Annotated in this window: 14 protein-coding genes; 3 read left to right on the plus strand and 11 right to left on the minus strand. The window is 54.4% G+C overall.

The annotated features are described in order from the left end of the window. Positions 1-3: 3 nt before the first annotated feature. The 8 genes from rseP to rpsB form a co-directional block, all read right to left on the minus strand. Complete coding sequence (rseP, locus tag EAW52_RS16470; RefSeq protein ID WP_122043251.1) at positions 4-1,356, minus strand: RIP metalloprotease RseP; 1,353 nt, start codon at positions 1,354-1,356, stop codon at positions 4-6. Positions 1,357-1,371: 15 nt separating this feature from the next. Beyond that, entirely contained in the window at positions 1,372-2,562 is a 1,191-nt protein-coding gene (gene ispC, locus EAW52_RS16475) for a 1-deoxy-D-xylulose-5-phosphate reductoisomerase (RefSeq protein WP_026003769.1), read from the minus strand. Then, positions 2,559-3,374: a phosphatidate cytidylyltransferase gene (locus EAW52_RS16480; RefSeq protein ID WP_122043252.1), complete on the minus strand. Its 816-nt coding sequence runs from the start codon at positions 3,372-3,374 to the stop codon at positions 2,559-2,561. The genes ispC and EAW52_RS16480 overlap by 4 nt, the downstream gene beginning before the upstream one ends. Beyond that, positions 3,368-4,123 carry a polyprenyl diphosphate synthase gene (uppS, locus tag EAW52_RS16485; protein WP_010797381.1) on the minus strand — a complete coding sequence of 252 codons (756 nt, stop codon included), beginning with the start codon at positions 4,121-4,123 and terminating at the stop codon, positions 3,368-3,370. The genes EAW52_RS16480 and uppS overlap by 7 nt, the downstream gene beginning before the upstream one ends. A gap of 15 nt (positions 4,124-4,138) precedes the next feature. After that, positions 4,139-4,696, minus strand: a complete 558-nt coding sequence (gene frr, locus EAW52_RS16490) for a ribosome recycling factor (protein WP_122043253.1) — start codon at positions 4,694-4,696, stop codon at positions 4,139-4,141. Continuing rightward, complete coding sequence (pyrH, locus tag EAW52_RS16495) at positions 4,693-5,436, minus strand: UMP kinase (protein WP_010797379.1); 744 nt, start codon at positions 5,434-5,436, stop codon at positions 4,693-4,695. The genes frr and pyrH overlap by 4 nt, the downstream gene beginning before the upstream one ends. A gap of 190 nt (positions 5,437-5,626) precedes the next feature. Further along, on the minus strand, positions 5,627-6,496 hold the full coding sequence (gene tsf, locus EAW52_RS16500) for a translation elongation factor Ts (protein WP_010797378.1): 870 nt from the start codon (positions 6,494-6,496) through the stop codon (positions 5,627-5,629). A 123-nt stretch (positions 6,497-6,619) separates the two neighbouring features. Continuing rightward, positions 6,620-7,360, minus strand: a complete 741-nt coding sequence (rpsB, locus tag EAW52_RS16505; RefSeq protein WP_019364435.1) for a 30S ribosomal protein S2 — start codon at positions 7,358-7,360, stop codon at positions 6,620-6,622. A 280-nt stretch (positions 7,361-7,640) separates the two neighbouring features. Here rpsB and map point away from each other — a divergent pair, with 280 nt between their 5' ends. The 3 genes from map to dapC are packed head-to-tail and all read left to right on the plus strand — an operon-like array spanning position 7,641 to position 12,374. Next, entirely contained in the window at positions 7,641-8,423 is a 783-nt protein-coding gene (gene map, locus EAW52_RS16510) for a type I methionyl aminopeptidase (RefSeq protein ID WP_122043254.1), read from the plus strand. A 12-nt stretch (positions 8,424-8,435) separates the two neighbouring features. Continuing rightward, positions 8,436-11,135 (plus strand): [protein-PII] uridylyltransferase, encoded by a 2,700-nt coding sequence (locus EAW52_RS16515; RefSeq protein ID WP_122043255.1) that lies wholly within the window; start codon positions 8,436-8,438, stop codon positions 11,133-11,135. 45 nt (positions 11,136-11,180) lie between these two features. Next, on the plus strand, positions 11,181-12,374 hold the full coding sequence (gene dapC, locus EAW52_RS16520) for a succinyldiaminopimelate transaminase (RefSeq protein ID WP_122043256.1): 1,194 nt from the start codon (positions 11,181-11,183) through the stop codon (positions 12,372-12,374). A gap of 7 nt (positions 12,375-12,381) precedes the next feature. On the opposite strand, the gene EAW52_RS16525 is transcribed toward dapC, so the two are convergent. The 3 genes from EAW52_RS16525 to EAW52_RS16535 all read right to left on the minus strand — a co-directional run bounded on the left by EAW52_RS16525 (position 12,382) and on the right by EAW52_RS16535 (position 16,738). Next, positions 12,382-14,016: a Na+/H+ antiporter gene (locus EAW52_RS16525; RefSeq protein WP_122043257.1), complete on the minus strand. Its 1,635-nt coding sequence runs from the start codon at positions 14,014-14,016 to the stop codon at positions 12,382-12,384. A gap of 214 nt (positions 14,017-14,230) precedes the next feature. After that, positions 14,231-15,187 carry a class I SAM-dependent methyltransferase gene (locus EAW52_RS16530; RefSeq protein ID WP_122043258.1) on the minus strand — a complete coding sequence of 319 codons (957 nt, stop codon included), beginning with the start codon at positions 15,185-15,187 and terminating at the stop codon, positions 14,231-14,233. 72 nt (positions 15,188-15,259) lie between these two features. Next, positions 15,260-16,738 carry an iron-containing redox enzyme family protein gene (locus EAW52_RS16535; RefSeq protein ID WP_122043259.1) on the minus strand — a complete coding sequence of 493 codons (1,479 nt, stop codon included), beginning with the start codon at positions 16,736-16,738 and terminating at the stop codon, positions 15,260-15,262. Between the last annotated feature and the right edge of the window lie 136 nt (positions 16,739-16,874).

Consider the following 16,874-nt stretch of genomic DNA (forward strand, 5'->3'; position numbering starts at 1 on the left):
GAGTTACAGACGCCCAAGGTCATTGACCAGAGCCAGTAACATGACACCAACAATTAGGCTTATACCAATCTGCATACCCCACGCCTGAATGCGCTCGGATACAGGTTTCCCTCTTGCCCACTCGACGAAGTAGAACAACAAATGTCCACCGTCCAGTACCGGCACAGGAAGCAGGTTTAAAACCCCAAGGCTTATGCTCAGGTAGGCCAGGAAGTTTAAGAAGTCACTGACACCTGACTGGGCAGAAGCGCCCGCCACTTTAGCAATGGTTATCGGCCCACTCAAGTTTTTTACCGAGAGTTCCCCAAGCAACATTTTCTTAAGCGAGTCGAGCGTCAGCAAACTCATGGTCCAAGTGCGCAAAAGTCCCTGACCTACGGCCTCCAGCGGGCCATAGCTGACTTCCCGAAGCATTTCAGAGGGCCATTCCACGCCCTTGACACCAGCGCCCAAGTAGCCAGAGGCACTTTTTGCATCACCTTTACTAGAAAGCATAACTGGGACAGAGCGCTCAATTCCGGAACGATTAAGCACTAGGTTTACTGTTTGATTCGGGTGGGCACGAACATAATCGACCACTTCTTGCCAGTCGTTAACCGATGAACCCTCAACCGAAACAATACGATCACCAGACTGAATACCTGCTCTGGAGGCAGGCCCTTCAGGATCTAGTTCAGCCACAACAGGTGGCAGTGCCGGACGCCATGGATGTATGCCGAGAGATCCAATAGGGTCCGGGCTATCAGAGTCCTTGAGCCAACCATCAAGCCGAATAGAATGTACTTCTTGCTGACTGTTACCAGACTCGCGAGTTTCCACGACCAACGTACCCGTTTCACCGAGACGGCGAACCAGCTTGAAGTTGACCTCACCCCATCCGGAAACGGCCTTCCCATCAACCGAGACAATTTCATCGTTTGCCTGCAAGCCTGCTTGTGCAGCAAGACTACCTTCATCAACTTTTCCGACGACAGGCTTGACCTGCTGAGTTCCAAGCATGGCCAGAGCCCAAAAGAACACGATAGCCAATAAGAAATTGGCCACCGGACCCGCCGCTACGATAGCGATACGCTGATATACAGACTTACGATTGAACGTTTGGTCGAGCTGGTCAGCAGAAACCTCCCCTTCTCGCTCATCCAGCATTTTTACATAACCGCCAAGCGGTATTGCTGCTACTACGAACTCAGTTCCCTGCCTGTCATGCCAACGAAATAGCGCCTTACCAAATCCAACAGAGAAACGCAGGACCTTGACACCACATCGACGAGCAACCCAAAAGTGCCCAAACTCATGGAAAGTAACCAACACCCCTAATGCAATCAGGGTTCCAAGAATCATATACAGTGCACTCATGGCGTTCCTCCGCGCTTAGCGCCTGTGGCGCTCAAGCCAGACATTGGCTGAGTCCCTGGCATGGCGATCCGCTTGCATGACACATTCAAGATCGGTTACGGCAGAGATTGTTTCCTGCTGGAGCACAGCCTCGATGATCTGCGGTATCTCATCAAAGCGTGCCCTGCCGTTTAGAAAGGCATCTACTGCCACTTCGTTCGCAGCGTTCAAGGTGGCAGGCGCGGTACCACCTGCGCTAATAGCTTCTCTCGCCAATCTGAGGCAAGGAAAGCGCTGCTCATCAGGCTTTTGAAAATCAAGGCGTGCTACTGCAAACAGGTCAAGAGGGCTAACCCCGGACTCTATTCGCTCAGGCCATGCCAATGCATGAGCAATTGGCGTACGCATATCGGGATTGCCCAACTGCGCAAGAACCGAACCGTCAATGTAGTCCACTAACGAATGGATAACACTTTGAGGATGAACAACAACTTCAACCTGATCAGGCCTTGCATTGAACAACCAGCAGGCCTCAATGAACTCCAACCCCTTGTTCATCATGGTGGCAGAGTCTACTGAAATTTTACGTCCCATCGACCAGTTAGGATGCGCGCACGCCTGATCAGGCGTAACGTCACGCAATACGTCCAATGAGGTTTCACGGAAAGGCCCGCCTGAAGCCGTCAGCAAAATTCGCCGCACCCCTTTTGCCACCAGTCCCTCTTCATAGCCTACTGGCAGGCACTGAAAAATGGCATTGTGCTCACTATCAATTGGTAACAGCTTTGCGTTGTACGTTTTGACAGCCTGCATAAACAGGGAGCCGCTCATGACAAGCGCCTCTTTATTGGCAAGGAGAACCTTTTTTCCTGCCTTGACGGCTGCAAGGGTAGGCTTAAGACCTGCCGCGCCAACGATAGCAGCCATAACAGCATCAACATCAGGATGAGCTGATACTTCACTTAGCCCTGCCTCACCGACCAGCACTTGCGTCGAGAGTCCAGCCGCCTTGATTCTATGTTCCAGCGCTTCGGCCTGCGCGCCGCCCGGCACTACAGCAAACCTCGGCTCATGAGTAATACAAAGCGCTCCGAGCTCATCGAGCCTGGTATAGCCAGTTAACGCAAATGCCCTGTAACGATCAGGATGACGTGCAATGACATCTAAAGTACTGAGACCTATCGATCCGGTAGCACCCAGTACGGTGATGTTTTGAGGACTAGTCACATAACACCCCAGCCCGACCACCAGAGAAGCGCTGTGTAAAGAGGCACTGCAGCAGTCAGACTATCAATACGATCCATGATGCCGCCATGCCCAGGTAGAAGCTGGCTACTGTCCTTAAGCCCCATCTGTCGCTTGAACATGCTTTCCGTAAGATCACCTACAACCGAAACAACGACAACCAGCGAAGCACCGATCAGAGCCTTAATCAGAGTATTGGCATCCCATCCGCGATAGAGACCTACACCCAATGTCAGCACAAGACTGGCTATCAGGCCGCCAATCATGCCCTCCCAGCTTTTACCTGGACTTACCTTGGGAGCAAGCTTGCGCTTGCCAAATGCCTTGCCGGAAAAATAAGCACCAATGTCAGCCACCCATACCAGCAGCATGACACCAAGAATAAGCCAATTATTGAGAGGCCACTGTTTCAGCAGGATCAACCCCTGCCAGGCAGGAACCAGGATAGCCACACCAATCAAAAGGCGTCGCCAAGTTGACTTCCAGTAATGAGCGCTTTCTGGATAGGTCATAACGAGCACGGAAGCAAAAATCCACCAAGCCACTGCCATCGGCAGGATAGCCAACGCCAGCTGAGGCATCTGCCAGCAGAGCAGAAGAAGGAAAGCAATTACAGCTGCATAACCTACACGAGCCGCCTGAGAGACGAGTCCGGAAAGCCGAGCCCACTCCCAAGCACCCAGGGAAACCACTGCTCCGATAAAGGCAGCGAATATCCCACCTTCTAGCAAAAAGAAGCCCCCAATCGCTATGGGCAGCAACACCAGAGCGGTAAGGACCCTTTGCTTTAGCATGATGCTCTCACTTCTGCCTCAATCTGTTCACTGGTCTTTCCAAAGCGTCTTTGCCGAGTCGCATAATCCGCCAACGCCTTCCGCATAGCCTCATGCTTGAAGTCAGGCCAGAACAGGTCGGAAAAATATAGCTCCGCATAAGCCAATTGCCAGAGCAGGAAATTGCTGATGCGATGCTCTCCACCCGTACGGATACATAGATCAGGTAAAGGCATGCCTGCGGTGGTCAAGCAGTTCTGAAGCAACTCAGGCGTTATCCGCTCAGGCTCAAGCGTACCCTCCTTGACTGCCTGCGCCAGCCGCTGGGCCGCCTGGGCGATGTCCCACTGACCACCATAATTGGCAGCCACCTGGAGTACCAGTCTTGTATGACCAGCAGTCAAGGCTTCTGCCTGCTCCATCTCACGCTGCAGTTCAGGATGAAACCTGGAACGATCTCCAATGATGCGAAGACGTATGCCGTTCTGATCGAGCTTTTTGGCTTCCCGTCGAAGCGCTGATAGAAACAGCTCCATCAATGCACTGACTTCATCAGTCGGGCGCCGCCAGTTTTCACTGGAAAACGCAAACAACGTGAGCACTTCGACACCGGCGTCCGCACAGACTTCTATAGCCGCACGAACAGCGTCGACACCAGCTCTATGTCCTGCCACTCCAGGCAGTAACCGCCGGCGAGCCCAGCGGTTATTACCATCCATGATAATGGCGACATGACGCGGTACTACAGAACTAGGGTCGCTATTGCCCATCTTGCATCCCTGCCGTCAAACGGCCATCAAATCAGTTTCCTTAGCCTCCAAGGCCTTATCGACCTCAGCGACATATTTATCAGTCAATTTCTGGATCTCATCCTGCGCACGACGCTCTTCGTCCTCGCTGATTTCCTTTTCCTTGAGCAGATCCTTCAGCTGAGCCAGCGCATCACGGCGAATATTCCTGACGGAAACCCGAGCCTGCTCAGCCTCCTGGCGCGCCTGCTTAGTGAAACCCTTTCGGGTTTCCTCAGTTAGAGCCGGCATCGGGACGCGAATAGTAGTCCCAGCTGTCGCTGGGTTCAGTCCCAGATCCGAAGTCATAATGGCTTTTTCGACTGCCTGAATCATGCTTTTATCAAAAACAGTCAGCGCCAACGTACGGGAATCTTCCACGTTCACATTGGCCACCTGGCGCAGCGGCGTGTCACTACCGTAATAGGACACCATAACGCTATCAAGAATGCTTGGATGAGCGCGTCCAGTACGGATCTTGGCGAAAGCGTGACCAAGCGCTTCAATGGTCTTGGTCATTCGGCTTTGAGCTTCTTGCTTTATTTCATTGATCATACTGTGCCCTCTTCGATCAAAGTACCTTCTCCGCCGCCTACAACAATATTCAGCAAGGCGCCGGATTTATTCATATTGAACACCCGAAGCGGCATCTTATGATCACGACACAGACAGATTGCTGTCAGGTCCATCACGCCCAGCTTACGGTCGAGCACTTCGTCATACGTCAAGCGATCGAACCTTTCCGCATTCGGGTCCTTGAAAGGATCTGCAGTGTACACGCCATCAACCTTGGTTGCCTTAAGCACCAGATCAGCCTCGACTTCGATAGCACGCAAGCAGGCAGCCGAATCAGTGGTAAAGAATGGGTTACCCGTACCGGCCGAGAAAATAACCACCTCGCCGTTCTGCAACTGACGCATAGCCTTACGACGATCATACTGATCGGTCACACCCACCATGGAGATGGCTGACATAACAGTTGCCGGGATATTGGAGCGCTCCAGGGAATCACGCATAGCCAGCGCATTCATAACGGTAGCCAGCATACCCATATGGTCACCCGTAACACGGTCCATACCTGCGGCTGACAACGCAGCCCCACGGAACAGGTTACCACCACCAATCACCAGCCCGACCTGAACACCAATACCAACAAGCTGACCGATTTCCAAGGACATACGATCAAGCACTTTTGGGTCAATCCCGAAATCTTCGGATCCCATTAGGGCTTCGCCGCTGAGTTTAAGCAGAATACGTTTGTAACGGGGTTGGCGACCACTCATCTGCTGAGCCATTCAGTCTCTCCTGCGACGATTTGAAATAATAAAAAACAAATCATTTTCCCATTACCGAACCGGAACGTCAGCGTTGACGCATCGATAGTGGGATCGTTACCAAATAAAAAAGAAAACCCATACCTTCGCTACTTGAAAAAAGAGGCCGCACGCGGTGGCGGGCAGCCTCTTTTTCAGCATCGATAGCGTCTTACTGCTTGCTGGCTGCGACCTGAGCGGCCACCTCAGCTGCGAAGTCCACTTCGGCTTTCTCGATACCTTCACCTACTTCGTAACGGACGAAGGAAACGATTTCAGCGCCAGCCTTCTTGGCCAGATCGCCAACCTTGACTTCTGGATCCTTTACAAAAGGCTGCTCAACCAGGCTTGCCTCAGCCAAGAACTTGTTGATACGGCCTTTGACCATGTTTTCAACAATATTTTCCGGCTTGCCAGCAATCTTGTCTGCGTTCAGTGCCAGGAAGATTTCTTTTTCCTTGGCAATCGCTTCTTCAGAAACCTGGGAAGGATTCAGGAACTGGGGGTTGCTTGCAGCAATGTGCATCGCGATATCACGAGCCAGCTCAGGCGTACCACCGTTCAGAGCAACAACAACACCGATGCGGTGGCCGTGCAGGTAGGCACCTATCACATCACCTTCCACACGAGTCAGGCGACGAATAGTGACGTTTTCGCCTGTCTTGGAAACCAGCGCCAGACGCGCCTCTTCCTGGGACTCTACCAGCGGAGCAGCATCAGTCAGCTTCTGATCGAACGCCTTATTCAAGCTATCTGCAACGAAAGCCTTGAAGTCATCCTGCAGAGCCAGAAAGTCAGTCTGGGAGTTGACTTCGATGATCAGAGCAGCCTTGTTGTCGTCGGAAACCTTGACAGCAATCGCACCTTCAGCAGCGATGTTACCAGCCTTCTTGGCCGCCTTGATGGCGCCAGCTGCACGCATATCATCGATGGCTTTCTCGATGTCGCCGCCGGCAGCAGTCAACGCCTTCTTGCAATCCATCATGCCAAGGCCGGTACGCTCACGCAGTTCTTTGACCAGGGCCGCAGTAATCTCTGCCATGCTCGAATCCTCTTGAATCAGTGTCTAAACCAATGCCCTAGGGCAGTAATTCTCTGAGTGGCAAAAAGGGGGCCTAGCCCCCTTCCTGCTCACTGAATGTCCAAGTCTTTACGACAGGGTCAATCAGCCTTCAGCAGCTTCGCTCGCTGCTTCTTGAACGAACTCTTCAGGTGTTGCACCTGCGTTCTGCTTACCACGCAGTACCGCATCAGCCGTGGCGCTCAGGTACAGCTGGACAGCGCGGAAGGCGTCATCGTTACCCGGGATGATGTAATCAACGCCTTCAGGGCTGCTGTTGGTATCAACAACACCGATAACCGGGATACCAAGCTTGTTCGCTTCGGTAATCGCGATGCGCTCGTGATCAACGTCGATAACGAACAGAGCGTCCGGCAGACCGCCCATCTCCTTGATACCACCTAAGCTGCGCTCGAGCTTCTCGAGATCGCGAGTGCGCATCAGCGCTTCTTTCTTGGTCAGCTTGGTGAAGGTGCCATCTTCAGCCTGAACTTCAAGCTCACGCAGACGCTTGATGGACTGACGAATAGTCTTATAGTTCGTCAGCATACCGCCCAACCAGCGGTGATCCACGAAAGGCATGCCACAACGAGCAGCTTCTTCGCGAACGATCTTGCCAGCGGAACGCTTGGTACCAACGAACAGGATCTTGTTCTTGCCAGAAGCCAGGCGCTCAACAAAGCTCAGCGCTTCGTTAAACATTGGCAGAGTCTTTTCGAGGTTGATGATGTGAATCTTGTTACGCGCGCCGAAAATGTACTTACCCATTTTCGGGTTCCAGTAACGGGTCTGGTGGCCGAAGTGCACACCGGCCTTCAGCATGTCGCGCATGTTGACTTGGGACATTGATATTTCCTCAATAAGTCGGGTTGGGCCTCCACGCATCCCAATGACCAACTCCTTGCAGAGCACCCAGGCCATCGTGCCGATACGTGTGTGGGGTTTAGGGCGTTTTAGGGCTATTGCCCGAAAAGCGCCGCGCTTTATACCACAGAAGTCAGCCGAGTTAAACCATGGCAGACTAATGCGATTGGGATGGTGACGAAGGACAGGTTTGTTAGAATCCTGTCCAACCCTCTTATTTTAGTTCATATGCAGGCTGCCTGCGCAGCGCTTAGAGATTCTAATGACCGTTATTATCAAGACTCCCGAAGACATCGAGAAAATGCGTATCGCCGGCCAACTGGCGGCTGATGTACTGGAAATGCTGGATGAGCATGTTAAGCCGGGCGTTACGACCGAAGAGCTGAATAAGCTTTGCCACGACTATATCGTCAATGTGCAACAGGCTATTCCGGCGCCACTCAATTACAAGGGCTACCCCAAGTCCATTTGTACTTCGCTTAATCATGTCGTCTGTCATGGCATCCCCAACGACAAGCCACTCAAGAAAGGCGACATCCTTAACGTGGATATCACGGTTATCAAAGACGGCTACCACGGCGATACCAGCAAGATGTACTGCGTCGGCGAAGTGGCCGAGTGGGCAAAGCGACTCTGTGAGGTAACTCAGGAGTGCCTATATAAAGGTATTTCGGTTGTTCGCCCCGGCGCCCGGCTGGGTGATATTGGCGAAATCATTCAGAAGCATGCTGAAAAACAGGGTTTTTCCGTGGTGCGCGAGTATTGTGGTCATGGTATCGGCAAGGGCTTTCATGAGGAGCCGCAGGTTGTTCATTATGGGCGTGCTGGAACAGGCCTTGAACTCAAGGAAGGCATGATCTTCACCATTGAGCCGATGATCAACCAGGGCCGCGCCGAAACCAAGCTGCTTGGTGACGGTTGGACGGCCATCACCAAGGACCGCAAGCTGTCTGCTCAGTGGGAACACACCGTACTGGTTACCGCCAATGGCTATGAAATTCTGACACTGCGCAAAGACGAAACCATTTCCCGCACCCCCGCATGAGGTAATACGGGTATGCCCCAGGTAGATCCCGAACTGTTCGACCGCGGACAGTTCCAGGCTGAACTCGCATTAAAGACCAGCCCCATCGCCGCATTCAAAAAGGCGATCCGCAAGGCAAATGAGGTATTGGACGAGCGATTTTCAGCCGGGCGCAGTACGCGTCGCCTGGTTGAGGATCGAGCCTGGTTCGTTGACCAGATACTGTGCGAAGCCTGGCAACGACTGAACTGGGGTAATGCACAGATTGCCTTGCTCGCCGTAGGGGGGTATGGCCGCGGCGAGCTGCATCCGCAATCGGACATCGATTTGCTCATTTTATTGGGCTCAGAAGATCAGGAAGCGCATCGGGAAGCCATTGAGGGCTTCCTGACGTTGCTGTGGGACATCGGCCTTGCTGTCGGACAGAGTGTGCGCTCAGTTCAAGAGTGCGCGGATGAGGCCAGGGCCGACCTGACCGTCATCACCAATCTGATGGAGTGCCGTACCATTGCCGGCCCGGAAGCCCTTCGTCTGAGGATGCTGGATGTAACCAGCCCCAAGCGAATGTGGCCCAGCCGTGATTTCTTTCTGGCAAAGCGGGATGAGCAGAAAGCCCGGCATGCCAAGTACAACGACACGGAATACAACCTTGAGCCCAACGTCAAAGGCTCACCGGGTGGATTACGTGATATCCAGGCACTCTTGTGGGTTGCACGCCGCCATTTCGGGACGCTGAACCTGCATGCGCTGGTTGGTCAGGGTTTTCTGACTGAAAGCGAATGTTCGCTGCTGGCTTCCAGTCAGGAGTTCCTGTGGAAGGTGCGTTACGCCCTGCATATGCTGGCAGGCCGACCTGAGGATCGCCTTCTGTTTGATCATCAGCGCCGCATCGCCGGCCTCCTGGGTTATGAAGACAGCGATGCGAAACTGGCCGTTGAGCGCTTCATGCAGAAGTATTATCGCGTGGTCATGGACATTGCCCAGCTCAACGATGTTGTCATGCAGCACTTTGAGGAAGCCATCCTGCGGGATGACGAAAGCGAGCCAACGCAGCCTCTGAACAGCCGTTTCCAGCTACGGGACGGCTATATTGAGGTTACGCATCCGGAGGTATTCAAGCGCACCCCCTTTGCACTGCTGGAAATTTTCGTGCTGATGGCTCAGTACCCGGAAATCAAGGGTGTTTCTGCAGGTACGATCCGGTTGCTTCGCGACCACCGTCATCTGATCAATGACGAATTCCGACATGACATCCGCAACACCAGCTTATTTATCGAGTTGTTCAAGAGCCGCGAAGGCATTCATCGCAACCTTCGCCGTATGAACCGCTACGGTATTCTTGGCCTGTACTTGCCAGAGTTCGGCCAAATCATCGGTCAGATGCAGCATGACCTGTTCCATATCTATACGGTCGATGCGCATACACTCAATCTGATCAAGCATCTGCGCAAACTGAACCGACCGGAGATGACGGAAAAGTATCCTCTGGCCACACGGGTGATGAACAAGCTGCCTAAACCGGAGTTGATCTATATTGCCGGTCTTTACCATGACATTGGCAAGGGCCGAGGCGGTGATCATTCGGAGCTGGGCGCCGTAGATGCCGAAGCGTTCTGCCGCCGCCATCAGCTACCCGAATGGGACAGCAACCTAATCTGTTGGCTGGTACGCAATCACTTGGCGATGTCGACCACAGCGCAGCGCAAGGATTTGTCTGACCCCCTGGTGATTCATGACTTTGCACAGACGGTAGGCGACCAGGTCCATCTGGATTACCTCTATGCGCTCACTGTGGCAGATATCAACGCGACCAACCCCAACCTCTGGAACTCCTGGCGCGCCAGCCTCCTACGGCAGCTGTATACCGAGACCAAGCGTGCCTTGCGCCGCGGACTTGAGAATCCGGTAGAACGTGAAGAGCAAATTCGCCAGACACAGAGTTCAGCCATCGATATTCTGGTACGTAATGGTATCGATCAGGATGATGCCGAACACCTGTGGGGGCAGCTCGGTGACGACTATTTTCTGCGTCACACTGCCAGCGATGTAGCGTGGCACACCGAAGCTATTTTGAGTCATCCCAATGACGGTAATCCGCTGATCCTGATCAAGGAGACTACCCAACGCGAGTTTGAAGGCGGCACCCAGATCTTCATTTATGCGCAGGACCAGCACGACTTTTTTGCTGTGACCGTAGCGGCAATGGACCAGCTGAACCTGAGCATCCAGGACGCGCGTATTATTACGTCCACCAGCCAGTTTACCCTGGATACCTATGTTGTACTCGACGCGGACGGAGGCTCTATCGGCAATAATCCGGCCCGTATCCAGCAGATCAGAAGCGGCTTGATCCAGGCCCTGAAGACGCCTGAAGAGTACCCCAACATCATCAACCGACGTGTCCCTCGTCAGCTCAAGCATTTTGCGTTCGCGCCACACGTGAATATCTATACGGATGCTCAGCGCGCCGTGAGCCTGATTGAGCTGACTGCCCCTGATCGCCCGGGCCTGTTGGCTCGCGTGGGCGGTATATTCCTGGATTTCGACCTGTCGGTTCAGAATGCCAAAATTGCCACGTTGGGCGAGCGTGTTGAAGACGTCTTTTATGTTACGGATGCTCAAGGGCAGCCCCTGTCGGATCCGAAGCTGTGCGAGCAACTTCAACAAGCGCTGATCAAAAACCTAAGCGGGGCCAATGGCTCAGAAACGCCGTTGCTACGCATCAGTATCTAATGGACAACTCAGCCTAAGGCCAGGCTGCACTCGCGAGACCTGTATATGAACGATGCCTTGAACCTGCTCCAGCCCTACCCTTTCGAAAAACTGCGCGCGCTGCTGGCAGGTGTCCAGCCACCGGCAGATAAAAAGGCCATCGCGTTATCAATCGGTGAACCTAAACACCCCTCCCCAGCGTTTGTCGCAAAAGCGCTGACCGAGCACCTTGATCAACTGGCGGTCTATCCAACAACAGCCGGACTGCCTGCTTTGCGCGAAGCGATTGTGACATGGTGCGAGCAGCGCTTTCGTGTACCGACCGGCTGGATGGATGCGGCTCAGCATGCCTTACCGGTAACCGGCACGCGCGAAGCGCTTTTTTCTTTTACACAGGCGGTGGTGAGTCGCCAGGAAGGCGCGCTGGTAGTAAGCCCCAACCCTTTCTATCAGATCTATGAAGGCGCCACGCTGCTGGCTGGTGCGCAGCCGCACTACCTGCCCTGCCTGACCGAGAAAGGTTTTAATCCTGACTTCGATGCCGTTCCAGCCGAAATATGGGATCGCTGCCAGTTGCTGTTCCTGTGCTCTCCTGGCAATCCAACCGGAGCATTGTTGCCTGTCGAGACCTTGAAACGTTTGATCGAGCTGGCCGACCACCATGACTTCGTGATTGCAGCGGATGAGTGCTATAGCGAGCTGTATTTCGATGAAGACAACCCACCTGCAGGTCTTTTGACGGCTTGTGCGGAGCTGGGTCGCAAGGACTTCAGCCGTTGCGTGGTCTTTCACAGCCTGTCCAAGCGCTCGAATTTGCCTGGTTTGCGCTCAGGCTTCGTTGCAGGGGACGCCGAGATTCTCAAACGCTTCCTGCTGTATCGGACCTACCACGGCTGCGCCATGCCGATCCAGGTACAGCGCGCCAGCATTGCCGCATGGAGCGATGAGATCCACGTACGCGAGAACCGCGTGCTTTACCGGGAAAAATTCGACGCTGTGCTGGCAATACTAAAAGATGTGTTGGACATCGAGCGTCCGGACGGCGGTTTTTACCTCTGGGCTAAGACACCGTTAGATGACGAGTCCTTCGCCCGTGAGCTATACGCAAAGGAACATGTTACCGTTGTGCCAGGCTCCTACCTTTCCCGGACGGTGGACGGCGTGAATCCTGGCGCCAATCGGGTTCGCATGGCCTTGGTAGCACCTCTGAACGAGTGTATCGAAGCAGCCGAGCGTATCCGCGCATTCTGCAGCCGCTGACGCCTGCTCAGCCTGCCGCTGAAGCTGGCAGGCTGCGCATCAGTGTCGCCTCGCTGAAGTCCAGATCACTCAGGACTTCAGCGACGATTTCATCGTCGATTACGCCAGACAAACGCATACGATAGAGCTCCCGACGCTGAGCCCGGATAGCCAGCAAACGCAGCTGCGTTTCAATAAACAGACTGGTTCGGGCACGCGCCTGAACCTCCTCCGTGTCCTGGTAGATATCAAGCTGTTCGCGAAACTCGGCCATGAGCTGCGTCTTGATTTCCGCCTTCAATCCCGCACGCGCAGGATCTTCGTCATCAATGCTTTCCGCCTCAAGGGCGCGAAGAGCCGCTTCTGCCGTATTACGCCGAATCTCTCGGCGCTCACGGTCGGCAGCCTCATTGGTACCCACACTTAGTCCACGCAGCAGCAGGGGTAATCCAATGCTGGCCGCCAGCAGGGACAGCAGGATCACGCCTGCAGCAATAAAGATCAGGACATCGCGCTGGGGGAATGGCTGTCCATTCGCGAGAACAATGGGTAGAGACAGTACACCTGCCAGCGTCACGGCCCCGCGTACACCTGCAATTGACGCAATAATTGCGGTACGTTGGAAATCATTGCCCGGCATAGCCTCATGATGTCGGGAGATGCGCCAATACAGGTTCATGACCAGGTAACGCAGCAGGATCAGCGCCAGGAAGATCAGAGTCACCTCCCCCATCAGCCACCCTAGCGTCTTGTAGACATGCTCGGAAGGCTTGAGCACGGCAGCAATGATGTCGGGCAGCTGCAGGCCCAAGAGCAGGAACACCAGTCCATTGAAGGTGAACTCCAGCATCGACCAGATACTGTGGTTGAGCAATCGAGTACGCGACTGCCTGGGCAGCATGTCGATACGGCTTTGCACAAGCCCGGCGGCAACCGCAGAGAGAATGCCTGAGAAGCCCAGGTGTTCGGCAATGACATAAGCGGCAAATGGCAATAGAAGCAAGAAGACGACATAGGGTGCAGGATCCGTCCACCCATGCTCGACCAGCCAGTTACGGGCCTGCCCTGTCAGCCAGCTGAGCGCCGCCCCTATAAAGAGACCGCCAATGGCAACCATGAGAAACGTCAGACTCGCATCTGCCAGCGAAAACATGCCCGTCATGGCAGCCGCTACGGCAAAGCGAAAGGTGACAAGACCGGACGCATCATTGAAAAGTGCTTCACCCTGCAGGATATGCATCAGCCGCTTGGGCAGTTTCCCACGTGCAATTCCGGACACCGCAACGGCATCGGTCGGCGACAGAACCGCGGCCAGTGCAAAGGCTACCGGCCAGGACAAGCCAGGCACCAGCCAGTGAATAAAGGCGCCAGCGGCCAAAACGGTGATGAATACCAGACCAAACGCCAGCGTCAGGATAGGCGCCCGAAGCCGCCAGAGTTCGCGCTTCGGCATGCGCCACCCATCGGAGAACAGAAGTGGCGGAATGAATAAGAGCATGAACAGTTCAGGATCAAGCGCGACATGCAAGCCCAGGGATGGCAATGCCAGTAACGCCCCGACAACGACCTGGATCAGTGGAAGCGGCACGGGAAGAAACTGAGCACTCAAGCGGGTCGCGCCCACCACAAGCAGCATGATCAAGATGGTATAAACGAGTGTCACCGCTTCTCTCCGCTGGCTACCGAGCCGATCCGCCCGATCTGTACGACACGATCCCTATCGACAAGCCCTGCAAAGACACGTTCGGCAATGCCGCGCCCAAACGGTAGGCATGAGGTGTCATGAGGTCATACACCTCACCCAAGGCTCGCCAGTACGTCGTGCTGGCGCCAACTGGACGCCCTCAACTAAGAGGGCGTCACGTTGAAAGACTGTTTCAGGCAGGGCGGGTAACGGTCAGGGTTACAGCCGCGATGCGGTCGGCCTGTGCATAAACACCGGATTCCAGTTCTTCACCGAAGACATCCGGATCCATCTCACGATAACGCCAGACCAAATCTGTTTTGGCTAACCGCTCCTGGACAGCCTCTAGGAACGGATCCTGGCCGTCTACCATGGCCACGCCGGTATACAGCAGCAAGGTTCCCGCTGGTGCCAAGCGCTCCAGTGCGGCGTCCAGAATGGAAAGAGAGAGTCCGGCTCCCAGCGGCCCGCCCCCGTGGCGATAGGCGCGTTCGGTAGGATCAACCAGGTAAGGCGGATTGGAAACAATAAGATCGAACTCGCCTTCAACATCATTTAGCAGGTTGCTATGCCGAGCTACCACATTGGTCGCTTCAGCCATGTCCGCATTGATTTCAGTAAAGCGGAGCGCGCGATCGTTGATATCAACAGCCAAGACCTCGGCGTCTGGCCTCGCCAGTGCGACAAGTATCGCACCCGGGCCTGCACCACTGCCGATATCGACTGCCCGCCGGATCTGCCCAGTTTCGAAGCGCAGCTGGGCTTCGATAGCGTTGGCGTAGCGATAGGTATCTGGACCAAAGAACACTGCATCCGCCTCGTCCGTAGGATAAGCGGAGTGGACGAACAGCTGATCGCCCAGAGTCGACACACGAACCTTGCTGCGCCAACCATCCTGGTAGGATTCCAGGATGTCGGCGGCCTGCATGGCTTCGAAAAGCTCGGGTGAAATGAGCCCCTGTTTGAAAGGCCGACTCCAGCCAAAAATACCTTGCAAGTCCTTCGCCCACTCGTTGCCGGGGCGACTATTGACGCGGGCATGTGAGGCCGGCGTTATTGTGATGAATTGGTAATGAGCGTCGTGTAATGCTTCGATCAGGAGACGAAAAGGTTGGACCGAGTGTTTGGAGATTGCAGGCTGTTCGCGCATCTGTGTATCCGTCACGCAGTTTGATCCTTTAGAAACAGGACAGGGCCCTCGTTGGGCCCTGTCGTTGGATGGTCAGTTGAAAAGCTTGTTGAAGAGGCGTGTGGCCAACAGTCCAGAGGCGGTATGGTGATTGGCTGGCGACATCATCTCGATCAGAAGCGCCATACCCGCTTCGCGAGTCGGCTGGCACGCCAAGCGTTGCTCCAGGGCCGCGGCTTCGCTGTCAAAGTCATTCACCTCTCCAATGGAGGCATTTGAGGATGTATGGTCGCCTGCGCTTTGACAAAGCGCTTCCTGCTGGCGCTGCTTGGCGCGAAAGCTCAGCTCCCGCTTAGGCAAGATAGCGACTCGGTCCTGCCCTGCCTGGTCCTTGGCTATTACCTTGGCACCGGTGTGCACCAGATCACCCGCAATCCAGTCATGGATAAGCTGCTGCTCATAGGCAGTAAACACACCAAACATTTCGGCACGCTCACCTTGTATGAGCTTCCAGAAACGGCTGTTTTGTGGGTCTTCATGGCGCTTGATCCAGCCTTGAGCCTCCATGGCTTCAAGAAAGGCCGGTATCTGAGCTGGATCGGCCAGCCACTCACTTACATTGCGCCCACCGATTCGGCAGTAATCAGAATGCACGTATTTGCCGACGGTGCTTTTCTCTGCCAGTAGCGAAATAACTTCCTGTTCAAGATCGAACGAGCCAATGACAGACGTTGTGCCTGCGCCCAGGTTATTGAGCAGATAACCCTGAGCTACACGTCGATAGAATGCTTCGCGACCTTCTACCGGCATGGCGTCATGAACGGCCTGCAGGGCCTTCTTTGCATGACCGGTACCGGCGTTATCGACCGTCACGTGCAACGTAAAGTAATAAGGATCGATCCCAAGCTCATTCAATTCGTAAGAGGTAATGAGCAGATGAAGCGGCAACTGTTCATAGCCGAGGTTGAAGCCAATGATCTCAGGCAGGAAATGCTCGGCGTTATAGGCCAGCGCCAGCTGGATCGCGCCCTGAACATAATGATCATCGCTCAGGCCATCCCAGTCTTCACAACCGTTACTGGCCAGCAATTTCTTATACAGGACGACATGATTCTTGTCTGGCAAACCCTCGCCCAACTCTTCCAGATAGATCTGGATAGGTGCAGTGAAGCGGGTGTCATTCCAGCGCTGCAAAATACCGTACAGCCAGGCGCCGTCTACCAGTTTGGTCGGGGCAACCCCTCTCAAAAAGTAGAGCGCATGGGATTTACTCGTGAAATAACGACGAGGGGCGCCTGCCTTTCGCGACTTGAGATAGGCTCGGTACTCCTGACCTACCTGCTCGGTACTTTGTAGCATCCAGCGCTCTAGCCCTTGCGGATTCTCCGGCAAATCGGATGGCATAGGTCCAGTCGCACTCAGCTGCTCGTCAAGATAGTGCCGAGCCTTTTCGAGCGCGTCAGCCGCGGGTTTCTGTTCAAGCAGAGAAAAATAAAGATGACGGGATGGCTCAAGGGCGTACGGCGTTAACACAGCCTGTCGGCTCGTCGTGGCTCGTGTAGTGGTCTGCATACGTCAGCACATCTGGCAGTTAATAATTGTACAGGTTGTACAATTTGGCCCCTGCCTGGCGGGTGAGTTCCTTACCTTGTGTCCGCTTGGCAGAAAACGATTGCAGCTCAAGAGGCCAACGTCTTGAGCTGCAAGG

This window comes from Pseudomonas sp. LTJR-52, assembly GCF_003691465.1.
GTDB classification, from domain to species: domain Bacteria; phylum Pseudomonadota; class Gammaproteobacteria; order Pseudomonadales; family Pseudomonadaceae; genus Chryseomonas; species Chryseomonas luteola.

Bases quoted from the DNA above. Each gene is read 5' to 3' on its own strand.
- EAW52_RS16480 (WP_122043252.1), bottom strand. From the start codon at position 3,374: ATGCTAAAGCAAAGGGTCCTTACCGCTCTGGTGTTGCTGCCCATAGCG.
- EAW52_RS16515 (WP_122043255.1), top strand. From the start codon at position 8,436: ATGCCCCAGGTAGATCCCGAACTGTTCGACCGCGGACAGTTCCAGGCT.
- uppS (WP_010797381.1), bottom strand. From the start codon at position 4,123: ATGGGCAATAGCGACCCTAGTTCTGTAGTACCGCGTCATGTCGCCATT.
- pyrH (WP_010797379.1), bottom strand. From the start codon at position 5,436: ATGGCTCAGCAGATGAGTGGTCGCCAACCCCGTTACAAACGTATTCTG.
- rseP (WP_122043251.1), bottom strand. From the start codon at position 1,356: ATGAGTGCACTGTATATGATTCTTGGAACCCTGATTGCATTAGGGGTG.
- dapC (WP_122043256.1), top strand. From the start codon at position 11,181: ATGAACGATGCCTTGAACCTGCTCCAGCCCTACCCTTTCGAAAAACTG.
- EAW52_RS16530 (WP_122043258.1), bottom strand. From the start codon at position 15,187: ATGCGCGAACAGCCTGCAATCTCCAAACACTCGGTCCAACCTTTTCGT.
- EAW52_RS16535 (WP_122043259.1), bottom strand. From the start codon at position 16,738: ATGCAGACCACTACACGAGCCACGACGAGCCGACAGGCTGTGTTAACG.
- map (WP_122043254.1), top strand. From the start codon at position 7,641: ATGACCGTTATTATCAAGACTCCCGAAGACATCGAGAAAATGCGTATC.
- tsf (WP_010797378.1), bottom strand. From the start codon at position 6,496: ATGGCAGAGATTACTGCGGCCCTGGTCAAAGAACTGCGTGAGCGTACC.
- frr (WP_122043253.1), bottom strand. From the start codon at position 4,696: ATGATCAATGAAATAAAGCAAGAAGCTCAAAGCCGAATGACCAAGACC.
- rpsB (WP_019364435.1), bottom strand. From the start codon at position 7,360: ATGTCCCAAGTCAACATGCGCGACATGCTGAAGGCCGGTGTGCACTTC.